General features: G+C 64.6%; 14 protein-coding genes and 2 pseudogenes. 8 read left to right on the top strand and 8 right to left on the bottom strand.

What is annotated here, in order from left to right; translation table 11 throughout:
• The 3 genes and pseudogenes from GD1_RS25075 to istB form a co-directional block, all read left to right on the top strand.
• The coding region (locus GD1_RS25075) for a hypothetical protein (protein WP_217997897.1) at nt 1-1109 on the top strand (1109 nt) is incomplete at its 5' end.
• Between the two features lie 157 nt (nt 1110-1266).
• On the top strand, nt 1267-2817 hold the full coding sequence (gene istA, locus GD1_RS18650) for an IS21 family transposase (RefSeq protein ID WP_059039106.1): 1551 nt from the start codon (nt 1267-1269) through the stop codon (nt 2815-2817).
• 52 nt (nt 2818-2869) lie between these two features.
• A pseudogene (gene istB / locus GD1_RS18645) lies at nt 2870-3630 on the top strand (IS21-like element helper ATPase IstB).
• Between the two features lie 309 nt (nt 3631-3939).
• Here the strand turns inward: istB and GD1_RS18640 are convergent.
• Genes GD1_RS18640 through GD1_RS24815 form a run of 4 tightly spaced genes read right to left on the bottom strand, consistent with a single transcriptional unit; the run spans nt 3940 to nt 6113 of the window.
• A complete protein-coding gene (locus GD1_RS18640; protein WP_280513274.1) occupies nt 3940-4923 on the bottom strand; it encodes a VapC50 family PIN domain-containing toxin in 984 nt (327 codons plus the stop codon).
• A 26-nt stretch (nt 4924-4949) separates the two neighbouring features.
• Nucleotides 4950-5405: a helix-turn-helix domain-containing protein gene (locus GD1_RS18635; protein WP_059039109.1), complete on the bottom strand. Its 456-nt coding sequence runs from the start codon at nt 5403-5405 to the stop codon at nt 4950-4952.
• 52 nt (nt 5406-5457) lie between these two features.
• Nucleotides 5458-5742: a hypothetical protein gene (locus tag GD1_RS18630; protein ID WP_059039104.1), complete on the bottom strand. Its 285-nt coding sequence runs from the start codon at nt 5740-5742 to the stop codon at nt 5458-5460.
• Complete coding sequence (locus GD1_RS24815) at nt 5739-6113, bottom strand: hypothetical protein (protein ID WP_157079551.1); 375 nt, start codon at nt 6111-6113, stop codon at nt 5739-5741. Before GD1_RS24815 ends, GD1_RS18630 begins: the two co-directional genes overlap by 4 nt.
• On the opposite strand from GD1_RS24815, the pseudogene GD1_RS24420 reads away from it, so the two are divergent.
• Nucleotides 6060-6941: pseudogene (locus GD1_RS24420) on the top strand (MFS transporter); the annotation flags it as partial. The gene GD1_RS24815 and the pseudogene GD1_RS24420 overlap by 54 nt on opposite strands.
• A 105-nt stretch (nt 6942-7046) precedes the next feature.
• Here GD1_RS24420 and dmpG read toward each other — a convergent pair.
• Genes dmpG through GD1_RS18600 form a run of 3 tightly spaced genes read right to left on the bottom strand, consistent with a single transcriptional unit; the run spans nt 7047 to nt 9867 of the window.
• The gene (dmpG, locus tag GD1_RS18610; RefSeq protein ID WP_059039100.1) at nt 7047-8072 is read right to left on the bottom strand and encodes a 4-hydroxy-2-oxovalerate aldolase; all 1026 of its coding nucleotides are present in this window, start codon (nt 8070-8072) and stop codon (nt 7047-7049) included.
• A complete protein-coding gene (locus tag GD1_RS18605) occupies nt 8069-9013 on the bottom strand; it encodes an acetaldehyde dehydrogenase (acetylating) (RefSeq protein ID WP_059039099.1) in 945 nt (314 codons plus the stop codon). The genes dmpG and GD1_RS18605 overlap by 4 nt, the downstream gene beginning before the upstream one ends.
• A gap of 56 nt (nt 9014-9069) precedes the next feature.
• The gene (locus tag GD1_RS18600) at nt 9070-9867 is read right to left on the bottom strand and encodes a 2-keto-4-pentenoate hydratase (protein ID WP_059039098.1); all 798 of its coding nucleotides are present in this window, start codon (nt 9865-9867) and stop codon (nt 9070-9072) included.
• A 60-nt stretch (nt 9868-9927) separates the two neighbouring features.
• Between GD1_RS18600 and GD1_RS18595 the strand changes: the two genes are divergently transcribed.
• The 4 genes from GD1_RS18595 to GD1_RS18580 all read left to right on the top strand — a co-directional run bounded on the left by GD1_RS18595 (nt 9928) and on the right by GD1_RS18580 (nt 13967).
• Nucleotides 9928-10701 (top strand): IclR family transcriptional regulator, encoded by a 774-nt coding sequence (locus tag GD1_RS18595; RefSeq protein WP_373855343.1) that lies wholly within the window; start codon nt 9928-9930, stop codon nt 10699-10701.
• Nucleotides 10702-10858: 157 nt separating this feature from the next.
• Entirely contained in the window at nt 10859-11584 is a 726-nt protein-coding gene (locus GD1_RS18590) for an alpha/beta fold hydrolase (RefSeq protein ID WP_202927205.1), read from the top strand.
• A 239-nt stretch (nt 11585-11823) separates the two neighbouring features.
• Nucleotides 11824-13242, top strand: a complete 1419-nt coding sequence (locus GD1_RS18585; protein WP_083534405.1) for an MFS transporter — start codon at nt 11824-11826, stop codon at nt 13240-13242.
• Nucleotides 13239-13967 (top strand): maleate cis-trans isomerase family protein, encoded by a 729-nt coding sequence (locus GD1_RS18580; protein WP_059039095.1) that lies wholly within the window; start codon nt 13239-13241, stop codon nt 13965-13967. Before GD1_RS18585 ends, GD1_RS18580 begins: the two co-directional genes overlap by 4 nt.
• 86 nt (nt 13968-14053) lie before the next feature.
• Here the strand turns inward: GD1_RS18580 and GD1_RS18575 are convergent, their stop codons facing one another.
• Nucleotides 14054-14917 (bottom strand): alpha/beta fold hydrolase, encoded by an 864-nt coding sequence (locus tag GD1_RS18575; RefSeq protein WP_059039094.1) that lies wholly within the window; start codon nt 14915-14917, stop codon nt 14054-14056.
• Nucleotides 14918-14923: the final 6 nt, after the last annotated feature.

The raw sequence follows: 14923 nt of genomic DNA, 5'->3' as shown, positions 1-14923 counted from the left end.
TCAACCCGCCGCGCCGCGGGCAGTGCACCCGCTACGGCGACCTGTCAGCGGCCCCCATATCGACGATCGTTGCCCTCGCTACCAGCGTGTGGCCTGAACCTGTCAAACGGCGGCGCAGCCGCAACCGCGGCCTGGACAAGATCGGCGACTACCTGCGCGGCTATCCCGGCGAGACGTGGCAACAACGCTGGAACGCATGCAACCTCAACACTGAACTGTTGCCCGCCGGCGATGCCTCCCCCACAGGCACAACGACTGCCCGCGCCGAGTTCGCGCAGGGTCTCGAAGCGCTGTTCGCGCTGCGCGTGATCCGTCCGACATTGCAAGCCTTGCGGGCCAACAAACTGCTGTGCTACTCCCGCGAGTTCGCCCAGGCCGAGAGCGATCCCGAGCTGGAGCGCTTCATCACCGCCGTCGACGAGACCGATGCCAGCGACAAGTTCAAACGGTGGGCCGTCTTCGACGTGTGCACCGCGCTGACCTATCAAGGCATTCCGTTCGCCGATCTCACACCCGAGGCATTCATGGACTACGCAGTCCGCACACGCGCGCTGACCGATCGCAACGGTGAACACCTCGGCAAGTACGTCGGACATTTGGCCTGGCAGGTCCTGCACGGATGCGGGCACTTCCGAGCCTCAGCACCGCCCACGCTGCGGGGCGCCCTCCGGGCACCGCAGCTGACAACCACGCAGATGGTCGACCAGTATCCGGTGCGCAACAAGCCGGTACGCCAGCTCCTCATCGAGTACCTCAACCGCCGCGGCGCCGAGGTTGACTACGCCTCACTGACACGACAGGCACACCTCATCACGAAGCTGTTCTGGCTGGCGATCGAGCAGCTCAACACCGAACAAACCGACCTCCGTATCTCCCAAGAGCTCTATGCCCGGTGGCGCGAACACATCACCGTCTGCGATGACGGCAGCCCACGCACCGACCAAGCAGGCATCCTCAGCGCGGTGCGCACCATGTACTTCGACATCAACCTGTGGGCCACTCACGAACCCGAGAAATGGGCGCACTGGGCAGCTCCGTGCCCCGTCCCGCGCAGCGACATCCGCATGCTAATGAACCACTGTCAGCGGTCATGTAATTCCCCAGGTTGATGGGGTTGTCCGTCACGTAATTCCTCACCCGTCGGTCACGTAATTCCCCACCTTGGGGCGTGTCGGGCGGGGTTGGGGTGCTGCTACAGGTTCGCTCCGTTCATGGCCCTGCCTGGGGCTGTGGAAGGGGCCTGAGGTGGCACGGAGGACGTGGACTATGACGCAGTTGTTGGAGTTGTTTCGGCATTGGTATGCCGGGCGCTCGCAGGTACAGATTTCCCAGGCGTTGGGTATGGATCGCAAGACCATCCGCAAGTATCTCGCGCCGGCGCTGGCCGCGGGTCTGAGCCCGGGCGCCGGGGGCGGGTTCGATGAGTCGGTGTGGCGGGAGTTGATCGGCGGCTGGTTTCCCGAGGTTGTTGATCCGTCGCTGCGGGCGGTGACGTGGCCGCCGATCGCCGAGCATCATGAGTGGATCAGCGGGCAGCTCGATGCGACGGTGACGGTGGCCACGATCGCGCAGCGGTTGCGCGACGACCGCCAGGTTGATGTGTCGGAATCGTCGGTACGCCGTTATGTGACAGCACATTTCGCTGACAGGATCAATGAGAAGCGGGCAACTCCACCGCGGCCACCGGTGCCGGCGGGTGAGGAAGCCCAGGTTGATTACGGCAAGCTGGGGATGTGGACCGACCCCGAGACCGGTAAGCGGGTGTCGGTGTGGGCATTCGCGATCATTTTGTCGTGCTCGCGATGGTTGTTCGTGCAGCCGGTCCTCAAGATGGACCAAACATCCTGGTGCTCTTCACATGTGGCCGCGTTTGAGTTCTTCGGTGGTACGCCGCAGCGGATCGTGTGTGACAACCTCAAGACCGGGGTGAGCAAACCTGACCTCTACGATCCGCAGATCAACCGCGCTTACGCGGAACTCGCCTCGTTTTACGGGGTGCTGATCGATCCGGCGCGCGCAGCCACTCCGAAAGACAAACCGCGCATCGAACGCCCGATGCCCTACATTCGGGATTCGTTCTTCAAGGGCCGCGAGTTCAGCAGCCTGCCGCAGATGCAAGACGCTGCGATCGGCTGGTGCACCGACGTCTACGGCTGCCACGCCCACCGCGGGATCGATGGGGTGCCGCCGGCCGAGTTGTTCGCACAGATCGAACAGCATGTGTTGAATCCATTGCCGCCCCGACGATTCGAACTCGTCACCTACCATGTGGGCAAGGTCGCCCCAGACTGTCATGTCAAGGCGGGTCCAGCGTTGTACTCGGTGCCGTGGCGGCTGATCGGCTCACACGTGCGGGTCCGCACATGCGGGGATATGGTCCAGGTGTTCTCCGGCGACGAGGTCGTGGCGACCCATGTGCTGCGCCTGGGTGGGCGGGCGACCAATCTCGAGCACTACCCGCCCTACAAGGTGGCCTTCGCCTCCCGCCCGGTGGCGTGGTGCCGCGGGCAGGCCGAGGAAATCGGTGAGCACGCGGTCGCGGTGGTCGCCGAACTCTGCGAGGTCAACGCGATCCACCGGCTGCGCGCAATCCAATCCATCGTCGGTTTACGCACGAAGTATCCCGATGACCGCATCAACGCCGCCTGCGCCCGGGCAATCGCCGTCGGCGATGTCGGGCCACGCACCATCAAGGGCATCCTGATCGCCGGTACCGAAGACGACGACACCACCACACCACCGGCACCGATGCCACCGGCGTTTCTACGTGGCCCGCACGCCTTCACCGGCGACCTCGACACCGCAGCCAACCAGTAAGACCACTCCAAACACATTCACTAACAACATTTTTCAGAAAGGACCCATTCTGATGAGCATTCATGACCCCAGCCTGCGAGCCGCGCTGAAAACGTTGAAGTTGACCGGCATGCTCGACACCCTCGACGCCCGTCTGGCCCAAACCCACGCCGGCGAACTGGGTCACCTTGAATTCCTGCAGGTGCTATGCGAAGACGAGATCGCCCGCCGCGAGACCGCCGCCCTCGCGCGGCGCGTACGCCGCGCCCGCTTCGAACAATCAGCCACCTTCGATGACTTCGACTTCACCGCCAACCCGAAACTGCCCGCCGCGATGCTGCGTGACCTCCTCGCGCTGCGCTGGCTCGAGCCGGTGAATCAGTCATCCTCTACGGGCCCGTCGGAGTAGGCAAAACCCATGTGGCACAAGCACTCGGCCACCAAGTCGCGTTACGCGGACACGACATCCGATTCGTCAAATGCGCCCGCATGCTCGCCGACCTCGCCGGCGGCCACGCCGATCGCACCATCGGGCAACGCATGCGCGAATACACCCGGCCCACCGTCCTGATCATCGACGACTTCGCCATGCGCGAGCACACCACCACCGGCTCCGACGACCTCTACGACCTCGTCTCCGACCGCGCCATCGCCGGCAAACCAGTCATCCTCACCAGCAACCGCGCGCCCAAAGACTGGTACCCACTGTTCCCCAACCCGGTCGTCGCCGAATCACTGCTCGACCGACTCATCAACACCAGCCACCAGATCCTCATGGACGGTCCCTCCTACCGACCACGCAAACGCCCCGGACGGACACCGAAAAACAGCTGACCAGTCCTCGCAGCTACGCTCAACCCAGCACACCCAAACATGGGGAAATCCGTGACGGACACCCCTGAGGAATTACGCGACCGTCGACAACCACAGACACCGCGTCCGCGAACGAACCCACGCCACCATCCGCACCCTGCAACCGCTGCTACCACCAAAATGACACCGACACATCCCAATACACCACAACCGACCAGCGCCTGATCTACATGACCGACGACACGATCACCTACTGACACTTCCGCGCGGTGACGCCGAACCTCTCCACCATTCGACCACCTAGAACTGTGCGCTGTGCGCACGGCACGATCACAGGCGCTCATCAGAGTCCGGGCGGTGGTGCTGTGCCGTGGGAGGCCAGGACGTCGACAGGCCGTAGACGTGCCAGTATCCGTCGGCGTCTTGGTGCAGGGTCAGCACCCGGTAGTCGGTGAATGCGGTCTCACCGAATACCCGCATGCTGTGGCCGGTGACGGGAACGAACTTGAGGTAGACAACGTCGGTGCGGTCGGTGTCCTCGTGGACTCCGGTGGCCAGTGAGTAACCCTCGAGGGCCTGGGCGGCAGCCTCAAAGTCCCACGCCTCGGGTGAAACGCTGAGATTCCCTACCGCGTAGGGGTATTTGTCCCGTTCGAGTAGTGCGAACCACCATGCTCGCGCGGTCGCGGCCGGGTTGCGCAGGGTTTCCTCGATGCCGTCGGGGAACTGCTTATCGACCTCTGCGTCGTCGACGATCTCCAACGCCGGCACGGGCGAGATGATCCGCAGAACGGCGTCGGCGAACATGGGGGTGACCGGCCGTAGCGCTTCGGCGAGTTGTCCCGGGGTGTGGGGTGGGTGCTGATTGCGGTCAACGAGGGTGGTGATCGCACTCATCACTCGTTGAGGGTCGAGGTCGAGCTGGTCGAGCAGGAAATCGTCCGGGTGTACGGCGGTGATGCCGTGCGGGTCGCACGCCTGCGGGGGAAAGTCTGCGAGGTTGGCAGTGACGATCAGCGCGGCACCGGAGGCGACAGCGGCGGCCAGAACGTGTCGGTCCTTGGGGTGGTTGGTCATCGCATCGACGAGGTTGAGGTAACCCGCGCTGTGGTCGCCGGCGTGCGGGAACGCCCGGCGCATCTGGGTGATGCGGTGATCAGCCTGCCCGGCAGTCACATCGAGCTTGCCTGTGAGGTTGCGATGGACTTCGTCGAGAAGGTGAGGCGTCCACACTGGTGTGAACAGGTCGTGCTCGGCAAGGGTGAGGAGCAGGTTGTTGAGGTTCTGCGGCAGCATCACGCAAGCGTCGAGCACGACGCGGAAAGTTGGGGCCACAAGCGTCAGCGCGTGGTGATGAAGCCGCCGGCCTCCGTCGGGTCGGGGTCCGGGGCGGCAAGCTCGGTGAGGGCCTCAGCCCGCTGCGTGCGCATGCGCTGTTGGTAGGCCAGGACGTCAGTGAGCTGCACCCGGCGATGCCGGCCGGGGGTGGTGAACGGGATCTCGTTGTCAGTCAGCAACCGCACCAGGGTCGGCCGGGTGATACCGAGGATGTCGGCAGCCTCCTGCGTCGTCAGCATCGTGCGATGCGGCTCCACAGTCACCGCGGTGCCCTGAGTGAGGTTGGACAGCACCGTGCGCAGAATCTGCCGCAGCTCCTCGGGCAGTTCCGCCGAATGCTCACCGGCACGCACAATCACCGACTGATCCGCGGCGAGCACAGCGAGCAGCGCGTCAAGCTGCTGCGCGTCGCCACCATCGGTGTCAGGGAGAACAGTCTGATCCAGCAACGTGGTCATAACCCCAGTGTAAATCGAAAAAAGCGAAAACGCACTGTGGTGTTTTTGTTCGTCACCGGTCCACCACCCGACCCCCGGCCATGGCATGAGCCTTTCCTGGCGCCGGAATCAGACCTCGACTTCCCCCCGTAAAGCAGTCAACGTGCTCAATCAGGTCCGGGGAGAACGTCATCGTCTTGCCCGCCCAGCCCCTGGGGGCGCTGACCGTCACCTGCACATCACCGTCGTCGTCGAGTGCGGTCACTTTCCCGGCCAACGCGCACCGGCGGCCCTCGGCGTCACGAAACGACGACAGCAGGTCGATGGTGCGTACGCGTTGTCCGACAGCGAAAGTCATATTCTCCCGCCTCGCGCCGTGGTGGTGTCGCCGAGGTCGTAGGCCACCCAGCGACCCTCGTGCAGGCCGAGTTGGCGGTCGTCGACCTCGCCGGCCCACTCCGGGAGTCGGTCGACGTCGACGACGGTCGGGATGTGCACCCGCGCCATCGACAGCAACGGCAGATCGACGGGCACGCCAGGGTGGTCGACCAGCTGGCACGGCGCGATCGGCACCACTGTCGACGAGCTGTCCGCCGCGGCCGCGGCTTCGATCTGGTTGGCGGCGACACCGACGGTGGTGAACGGGACTTTGAGGACCCGGTCCGGGCCGTCGGTGTCGCCAAACTCGTGGCGTTCGCGGTCGTCGGTGTTGCCGCGATGACCGGACATCTCAACCATCCCACGCTGATCGCGGCCGCCCTTCTCGGCGGGATCACGACAGGCATGTACTACCCGGCGTATTCGGCGCTGCTGCCGAGCGTCGTCGGCGCTGTGCTACGTCGCCATGCGACCGGTGACGATCCGACGCGACCTGACCGCTGTGTCGAAACATCCGGTGCAATCGGTGATCTCGGATCTCGCCGAGGGTTTCGTCTACATGTGGCGGACCCCGTGGCTGTGGGCCACCCTGTTCTTCGCGTGCATTCTGGTCCTCGCGACGATGGGACCGATCGAGGTGCTCGTACCGTTCGCGCTGCGTGAGCGGGTGCACGGTGGCGCAGGCGACCACGCTCTGGTCCTCGCGGCCTTCGGGGCAGGTGCGGCGTCGGCATCGTTGGTGTTCGCGTCGATCCCGATGCCACGGCGGTATCTCACGGTCATGTTCGGGATCTGGGGTTTCTCCAGCCTGCCACTGGTTCTCATGGGTCTGGCCGACCAGACGTGATGTTCGTGGTCGCCGGGTTCGTGATGGGCATCCTTTTCGACGGGCCGATGGTGCTGTGGGGCACGCTGCTGCAACGTCGGGTACCGCCGGCGCTGCTCGGACGTGTGGCGAGCCTGGACTTCTTCGTCTCCGTGGCGCTGATGCCCGTGTCGATGGCGATCGCCGCGCCGGTGAGCGAGGCAATCGGACTCACCTGGACCTTCGTCCTCGGCGGCGTGCTCCCGGTGCCGATCGCGTTCGCGTTCTACCTGGCGGCGCGACTGTGGCGCGACGAGATCGACAACCCCTTACGGATCGTCGTCACCGACGTCGACGAGCGGGCACTCACCTGATCGACGCCTGGCCGCCGTCGTCCCGGTCACGGCGCCATTGTAGACCCGTCGCGCCGCAGGGCGGGTCGAGTATCGAGCTCGCGCCGACAGCGGTGAGAGTCGATCTCAGGACGCCGCCGATGGTCGTGCGGACACCAGGTCAAGGGCGATGTCAATGATCATGTCTTCCTGGCCACCGACGAGTCGCCGATTGCCGCATTCGGTGAGGATCTCCCGGACGTCGACCTCGTAGCGTTGGGCCGCGTTCTCGGCATGGCGGAGGAACGAGGAGTACACGCCCGCGTAGCCGAGGGTGAGGGTCTCGCGGTCGACGCGCACCGGCCGGTCCTGGAGGGGACGGACGATGTCGTCGGCGGCGTCTTGGAGTGCGAACAGGTCGCAGCGGTGCTCGAGGTCGGAGAGGTTGGCGACAGCGATGAACGCTTCGAGGGGGCAGTTGCCCGCTCCCGCACCATGTCCGGCGAGGGACGCATCGACACGGAACACGCCGTTCTCGACCGCAACCAGCGAATTGGCCACCGACAGCGAGAGATTCTCGTGGGCGTGGATCCCGATCTCGGTGCCGGGGTCGAGGACGTCGCGGTATGCGGTCACACGTTCGGCGACGTCCTTCATCGTCAGCCGTCCGCCGGAGTCGGTCACGTACACACAGTGCGCGCCGTAGGACTCCATCAGTTTGGCCTGTCGGGCAAGCTCTTCCGGCGGCGCCATATGCGAGAGCATCAAGAACCCGGAGACATCCATGCCGATCTCGCGGGCAGCAGCGATGTGCTGGGCAGCGATGTCGGCCTCGGTGCAATGCGTCGCGACACGCACCGACCGCACGCCCAGATCCCATGCCTTCTCGAGCTCGTGCACGGTGCCGACACCGGGCAGCAGCAGGGTCGTCAGACGAGCGTTCTTCACCGCGGATGCGGCGGCTTCGATCCACTCCCAGTCGGTGTTCGATCCGGGACCGTAGTTCACGGAGCCACCGGCGAGCCCGTCGCCATGGGCGACCTCGATGGCGTCCACACCGGCCTCGTCGAGCGCGGTGACGATACGCGCGACATCGGCGGGGGTGATGCGGTGACGGACGGCGTGCATGCCGTCGCGCAGGGTGACGTCCTGGACGAAGATGGAAGTACTCATGCCAGTGCTGCCTTTCGTGCGGCGATACGCTCGGCGACCTGCAGGCCGGCCGAGGTCATGATGTCGAGGTTGCCGGCGTACGCGGGCAGATAGTGCGCGGCGCCTTCGACTTCGAGGAACACCGACACCTGATGGGTGGGCCGCGATTCGTCGCGGGTGAGGGTGTGCACAGGCTGATCGGCGGGGATCTCGCTGATCTGGACCTGCTGCTTGAGCCGGTAGCCGGGCACGTATGCGGCGACATCGGCCGCCATCGCATCCACCGAGGCGCGGATGCGCTCGTGGGTGGCCGGGTCGGGTGCGTCGACGAGCGTGAACACGGTGTCGCGCATGATCATCGGCGGCTCGGCCGGATTCAGGATGATGATGGCCTTGCCCTGTGCGGCGCCACCGACCTGTTCGATCGCTGCCGAGGTGGTCTCGGTGAACTCGTCGATGTTGGCGCGGGTTCCGGGGCCGGCCGACTTGGACGCGATGGATGCGACGATCTCGGCGTAGGCGACGGGCACGACCCGAGAAACGGCCGCCACCATCGGAATGGTCGCCTGGCCACCACAGGTCACCATGTTGACGTTCGGGGCATCGAGGTGTTCGTCGAGGTTGACCGCGGGCACCACGTACGGGCCGATCGCGGCGGGCGTCAGATCGATCATCCGCTTACCGATTGCCTGCAGTTTCGCCGCGTTGTGCTCGTGTGCCTTCGCCGACGTCGCGTCGAACACGATCTCGATGTCGTCGATCTTCGGCATCGCGAGCAGTCCGTCGACGCCTTCGTGGGTGGTGGCGAACCCGAACCGGCGTGCGCGGGCCAGTCCGTCCGAGTCGGGGTCGATCCCGACCATTGCACCCATCTCGAGGTGCTGGGAGGTGCGCATCACCTTGATCATCAGGTCGGTGCCGATGTTGCCCGAGCCGATGATCGCGACTTTGGTCTTTCCCATGAGAGTTCCTCTGCTGTAATCGGATTGGTGATGCCCCAGACCGGGCAGACATCGCGTCAGGTGAAGGCGACAGTGACCGAGCCGAGCCCGGTGACCGACGCGGTGACCGACGAGCCGGCCATGACCGGTCTCATGGGGCCCAGGGCCCCCGACAAGATCACCTGGCCCGCGCGCAACGGCTGTCCGAACTCGTGGGCACGACGGGCGAGCCAGACGACCGCGGAGATCGGATCGCCCAGACACGCGGCGCCGGTCCCGGTGGACACCACCTCGCCGTCGATCCGCATCTCCATCTCGCAGTCGACAGGCCTGAACTCATCGAGTGACACCGCACGGTCGCCGAGCACATATGCACCTGCCGACGCGTTGTCGGCGACGGTGTCGGCGAAGCTGATGTCCCAGTTCGCCACCCGCGAGCCGCAGATCTCGATCGCCGCGACTGCGTGGTCGATCGCGGCATGCACCCGCTGGTATTCGAAGTCACCCCCGTCGAGGTCGGCGCCGAGGACGAACGCCACCTCGGCCTCCACCCGCGGCTGCAGCACGGCGCCGAAAGGGATCGCACCGGTCGCGGAGTAGTCCATGTCCGCGAACAGCACACCGAAGTCGGGCTGGTCGACACCCAACTGCTGCTGCACCGCCGGCGAGGTCAAGCCGATCTTGCGGCCCACGATCGTCGCGTTCTCGGCCACGCGGGCTCGGGTCAACTGCTCTTGCACGGCATATGCGGTCGCGATGTTGTCCGGGCCGATCAGATCACGCACGGGCGCGCACGGCACTCGGGAATCCATTGCGTCCTGAAGGCGGCGCGCGGCGTCGATGACCGTCGTGGTCACGGTGTTGTTCGAGCTCATGGCCTCACTGTCGCGGCTGCGAGGGACCGAGACCAGGCAACCGTATCGCTCAGCGATACGGTGGATCGGGTGAGCGACGAACCGGTACGAACAGAGACGGTGCTGGGTAAGGCCGTGACGATACTGCGGGTCTTCGGGTTCGACGACGGAGTTCTGCCCCTGGCCGAGCTGGTTCGTCGCACCGGCCTGCACAAGGCCACCGTCTATCGGCTGTGCGGCGAACTGGTGGAGCTGCGCCTGCTCGACAAGTCTCCCGACGGCTACCGGCTGGCAGGTGGATTGTTCGAACTCGGCATGCGTGCGTCCACCGAGCGCGGCCTGCTCGAACTCGCGATGCCCTTCCTGCAGGACCTCTACGAACGCACGCATGAAACCGTCCATCTCGGAGTCCGTGAGGGGCACGAGGTGGTCTATGTCGCGAAGATCGGTGGACATCGCCAGGCTCGCAGCCCCTCCCGGGTGGGTGGCCGTATGCCCATGCACTGCACCGCAATCGGGAAGATCCTCCTCGCCTACGACCACGAGGATCTCCGCCGTGAGGTTCTCGCGGGTCCACTGCCGCGCCACACCCCGCATACAGTCGTCGTCCCCGGACTGCTCGGAGTCCAGCTCGACCGCGCCGGCGATGCGGGTGTCGCCTTCGAACGCGAAGAATCCGCGATCGGACTGACCTGTATCGCAGCACCGGTGCTCGGGCCCGACGGCCGAGCCCTCGCCGCGATCAGTATCGCCGGCCCCACCAACAGACTCCGACCCGAACAACACATCCCAGCCCTCCGCGCCGCTGCCACGGCACTGGCCAATGTCGTCCGCCGACGGTTCGAAACCGGGTGACCGAGTCGGCCCGGAGTTTTTGCTTGTCCAGCCGGTCGTACAGTGTAATGTACAACGTACGACCGCCTTGTGAGACGAGGAGAGTGCGATGCGGCACGGATTTGCGGATACCCGGCATGGACAGATTCATTACGTCGAGCACGGAGAAGGTAGACCGGTGCTGCTGTTGCATCAAACCCCGCGATCCTGTGACGAGTACCGTGACGTCATTCCGCTGCTTGCGGAGGCACGCCTACGGGCCGTGGCAATGGATACCCTTGGGTTTGGAATGTCCGCGCGACCCGACCGGTCGTTGAGTATCGAGCTGTTCGCTGACGCTGTTGTCGATTTCTCGGCTGCGTTGGGATTCGAATCGTTCACACTGGTCGGTCACCACACCGGTGGCGTGGTTGCCATAGAAGTCGCCGCACGTCTCGGCGACAAGGTACAGGCGCTCGTGCTGTCGGGAACTCCCTACGTCGACGCCGAGCGCCGTCGGATCGTTGCAGAACGTCCGGCCATCGACTTGGTGAGTGTGCAGGATGATGGCTCCCACCTGCTGGAATACTGGAACAAGCGGCAGTCGCACTACCCGCCGCGTCGTCCTGACCTCATGCATCGACTGATTCACGACGCGTTGGCTGTGTTCGATCACGTCGAGGAAGGTCACCTTGCCGTCAATCGGTACCGCATGGAAGACCGAATCCGGCACGTCGCTGTGCCGACCCTGCTGGTCTGTGGCGAGCTGGACGGATTCTCGCTGCCCGACGTGCCGAAGTTGGCCTCGGCGATTCCGGGGGCAAAGTCCTCGATACTCCCTGGGGCTGGGGTCATGGCGGTGGATCATCGGGCCGATCTGTTCGCCGCGGCGATCACCGATTTCCTCGGCGACCGCACCCACTGAACAGTTCGACCGTCGTGCACGATGGCCCGCTCCCGTTGGCGAGATCCGGCAAGAGATTTGTTACAGGATCGTGAATTTCGGCCCCCGTTTGGGGGCCAAGTCGTTGACAGCTGACGATGTAGCGTGCAGAGTACGGAACGTTGTACGGATCACATGTCACCCGTACACCGCTGGCTGAGCCGCCTGTCTGTAGCATTCGGCGCCGCCGGCGTTGTTCTTTGCCGACCTCAAGGACGACTATGACCTCACCTTCGCATGCCCAGTCTCGGACCAGACGCAAAGTTGTGTTCGCGAGCTGGATCGGTACCACGATCGAGTACTACGACAACGCGGCCTACGGGCTGGCGGCCTCGGTCGTCTTCGCACCCCTGTTCTTCCCCAGCACCAATCCGGTGGTCGGAACGTTGCTGTCCCTGGGTAGTTTCGGTGTCGGCTTCGTCGCGAGGCCGGTCGGTGCTCTTGTGTTCGGCCACTTCGGTGACCGAATCGGCCGCAAGGGCACCTTGATGGTCACGCTGATCACGATGGGTATCGCGACATTCTGTATCGGACTCCTGCCGACCTACGATTCCATCGGGATCATGGCCCCGATCCTGCTCATGGTGTGTCGCATTTTCCAGGGCATCAGCGTCGGCGGTGAGTACGGTGGTGCGGTTCTGATGACGGTGGAACACACCGATCAGGCCAAGCGAGGATTCTTCGGGGCGCTTGTCAACAGTGGCGCCACGGCCGGTCTCGTGCTCGCCAACGTCGCCTTCCTGGCCGTGTTCTCGTTGCCGGATGACATCATGCTCGGCTGGGCCTGGCGAATTCCCTTCCTCTTCAGCGCTGTGCTCGTGGTGATCGGCATCTTCGTCCGGCGCGCCGTCGACGAAAGCCCGGATTTCGTGCAGGCGAAGGCCGAAGGTGAGCTTGCAAAAGTCCCGATTGTCGAAGCCGTGCGTACCAGCTGGCGCCCGATGATCCTGATCGCGTTCGCGATTCTGGCCACCGGCGTCGCCTTCACCATGGGCTCGGTGTATTCGGTGACCTACGGAACCTCAGCCCTCGGCCTCGACAAAGACACCATGATCGCGGTCCTGCTGCCTGCAGCGGTCTACGTGCTGATCACGATTCCCCTGTGGGGCATGCTCGGCGACCAGATCGGCGCCCGTCGGCTCTTCCTCCTGAGTGCCGCTTCGTTGATCGTCCTACCTTTCATCTGGTTTGCGCTCACTGACACTCGCGAGTACTGGCTCATGCTGCTCGGCCTCTGTTTGCTCTTCACGGGGCATTCCGCGAACTACTCGGTCGTCCCCGCGCTGTTCTCCGATGCTTTTCCGCCGGCCGTACGCTACTCGGCCATGTCGATCGGGTTCACCGTCGGTCTGATCTTCGGAAATGCCTGTGCACCTGCTATTTCCGCATATCTTCTCGACGTGACCGGCGGGTCCACGGCGATTGCTCTGTACATGGGAATCAACGCCGCGATCGCGATGACGGCCGGGTTCTTCCTGAGGCCGGCTCGCAAGGGAAACGCTCCGACGAGTGGCGATGAGGCCATTCCGGCTTCAGGCAGTCGGCCCGCGTCGGTGGCCCCTGTGGTGCTCCCTGCGCGCGATGCCCAGCCTTCCCCGTGTAGCGACCGTATTTTCGAAGCCGAGGGAGGCTCAGCATGAGTTTGGGTTTCGGACATCGCGCACGCGTCGGTCATCTGTACCCCTCGGGCGGGCTGTGTGACTATGAGATCCAGTCCATGGCGCCCGAGGGCGTGCAGTTTGTGACCACGCGACTTCCTTTCCGGCGCACAGGTATCCAAGATGACCTGCGTCTCGCCGACAATCTCGAGGGTGCGGTGGGGCTCGTGGCTGACGCCCAGGTCGACCTGGTCGCGTTCAACTGCACTGCGGCCAGTCTGCTGCTCGGTGCCGACACGATCAGGGCGAGAGTCGCAGCAGCGACCGGGCTCTCGTGCGTGACGACGATCGAGGCTGTCTACGACGCACTCGCCGGACTGGATGTGACACGTGTCGCCTTGGTGACACCGTACCCGCAGGAAGTCGTCGATCTGGAGTGCTCGCATTTGCGGGAAAACGGCATCGAGGTAACTGCCGCAACAGGTTTCCCGCGCGACAGCCCCGTTGCGCAGGCGGAGATCCCGCCGTCAACGTGGAAGGAACTCGCACTAACTGCCGACCTCGGCGGGGCCGACGCGGTGCTCTTCAGTTGCGCGGGTATTCAGATCAGCCCGGTCATCGCAGAGATCGAGTGCGCACTGGGGCTCCCAGTGGTGACGAGCAACCAGGCGCTACTGCGCAGCGTGCTCGTCACTGCCGGACTCGATCGTGATGTCCCCGGATACGGTCGCGTCCTCGCTCCGGGAAGTTCGTTGGCCGTGAACTGACAACCCGGCGCTTGTCGGGTGGCCGACCGCAAGAAGAGCCCCTTTGGCGGGATCACCGCCGAAGGGGCCTCTGTCATGGCCGGGCGTCAGTTCGCCGCGGCCCGCGCCTTGCTCAGGAACTCCAGGCTGATCTGGTTGTACCGATCAGCCTGTTCATGCTGCGGCCAGTGTCCGCAGTCCTCGAGCAGGACGAGCTCGGAACCGGGAATGTTCTCGTGCATCGCGGTGGCCTCGGGCACCTCGCCGAACGGGTTGTTGCGTCCCCACACGACCAGCGTCGGGATGGTGAGGCTGCCGAGTTCCTCGGGTGTGAGGAGATTGCGGGTGCGACGGTCCATTTCCTGGAGCGAGAGCAGATTGTCGACGTTGGCAACGAACTCCGGCGTGTGATAGATCGCGTGACGGACCTCGACCAGCTCCTCGGTCGCGTTCGCCGGATCGGCCATGAGCAGTCGCAGACGCGTGCGAGTCAGGTCGATGTCATCGCTCGTGACGGCTGCCTTTGTGCTCGTCTTGATCCGGGTCATCACCTCAGGATTGGCGACAGTACCGCCCGCGCACAGCAGCTGCAGGGTGGCGATTCGTTCAGGGTGGGTCGTTGCGGCGCGAGCGCCGACCCACCCGCCCAGTGACTCACCGACGATGTGGGCGCGGGTGACACCGACTGCATCGAGGTAGTCGATCAAGTGCGCAACATAGTCGGCGATCTCGTAGGGATGGCTCGGCTTTCCGGTGTACCCATGGCCCAGCATGTCGATGGCGTGCAGATCGTACTGCGCGTGTGCACCGAAGTTGCGCGAGAACGCCTCCAGGTGCCCGCTGGTGCCGTGCAAGAACACCACTGCCTCGGCCTCCGGGTTGCCGGCACGCAGGGCGCGGGTGGACACTCCGTTCGCATCGACATACTCAAGGCGAAATGCCAACGGGTTCAGTTCATTCCAGATACTCATGAGTTA

This window comes from Gordonia desulfuricans NBRC 100010, from assembly GCF_001485495.1.
In the GTDB taxonomy this organism is placed as follows: Bacteria; Actinomycetota; Actinomycetes; order Mycobacteriales; family Mycobacteriaceae; genus Gordonia; species Gordonia desulfuricans.
This window is presented reverse-complemented; position numbering and strand designations above follow the sequence as displayed.

Excerpts from the sequence above, each read along its gene's own strand:
- istA (WP_059039106.1), top strand. The coding sequence starts at position 1,267 with ATGACGCAGTTGTTGGAGTTGTTTCGGCATTGGTATGCCGGGCGCTCG.
- GD1_RS18635 (WP_059039109.1), bottom strand. The coding sequence starts at position 5,405 with ATGACCACGTTGCTGGATCAGACTGTTCTCCCTGACACCGATGGTGGC.
- GD1_RS18630 (WP_059039104.1), bottom strand. The coding sequence starts at position 5,742 with ATGACTTTCGCTGTCGGACAACGCGTACGCACCATCGACCTGCTGTCG.
- GD1_RS24815 (WP_157079551.1), bottom strand. The coding sequence starts at position 6,113 with ATGTCCGGTCATCGCGGCAACACCGACGACCGCGAACGCCACGAGTTT.
- dmpG (WP_059039100.1), bottom strand. The coding sequence starts at position 8,072 with ATGAGTACTTCCATCTTCGTCCAGGACGTCACCCTGCGCGACGGCATG.
- GD1_RS18605 (WP_059039099.1), bottom strand. The coding sequence starts at position 9,013 with ATGGGAAAGACCAAAGTCGCGATCATCGGCTCGGGCAACATCGGCACC.
- GD1_RS18600 (WP_059039098.1), bottom strand. The coding sequence starts at position 9,867 with ATGAGCTCGAACAACACCGTGACCACGACGGTCATCGACGCCGCGCGC.
- GD1_RS18585 (WP_083534405.1), top strand. The coding sequence starts at position 11,824 with ATGACCTCACCTTCGCATGCCCAGTCTCGGACCAGACGCAAAGTTGTG.
- GD1_RS18580 (WP_059039095.1), top strand. The coding sequence starts at position 13,239 with ATGAGTTTGGGTTTCGGACATCGCGCACGCGTCGGTCATCTGTACCCC.
- GD1_RS18575 (WP_059039094.1), bottom strand. The coding sequence starts at position 14,917 with ATGAGTATCTGGAATGAACTGAACCCGTTGGCATTTCGCCTTGAGTAT.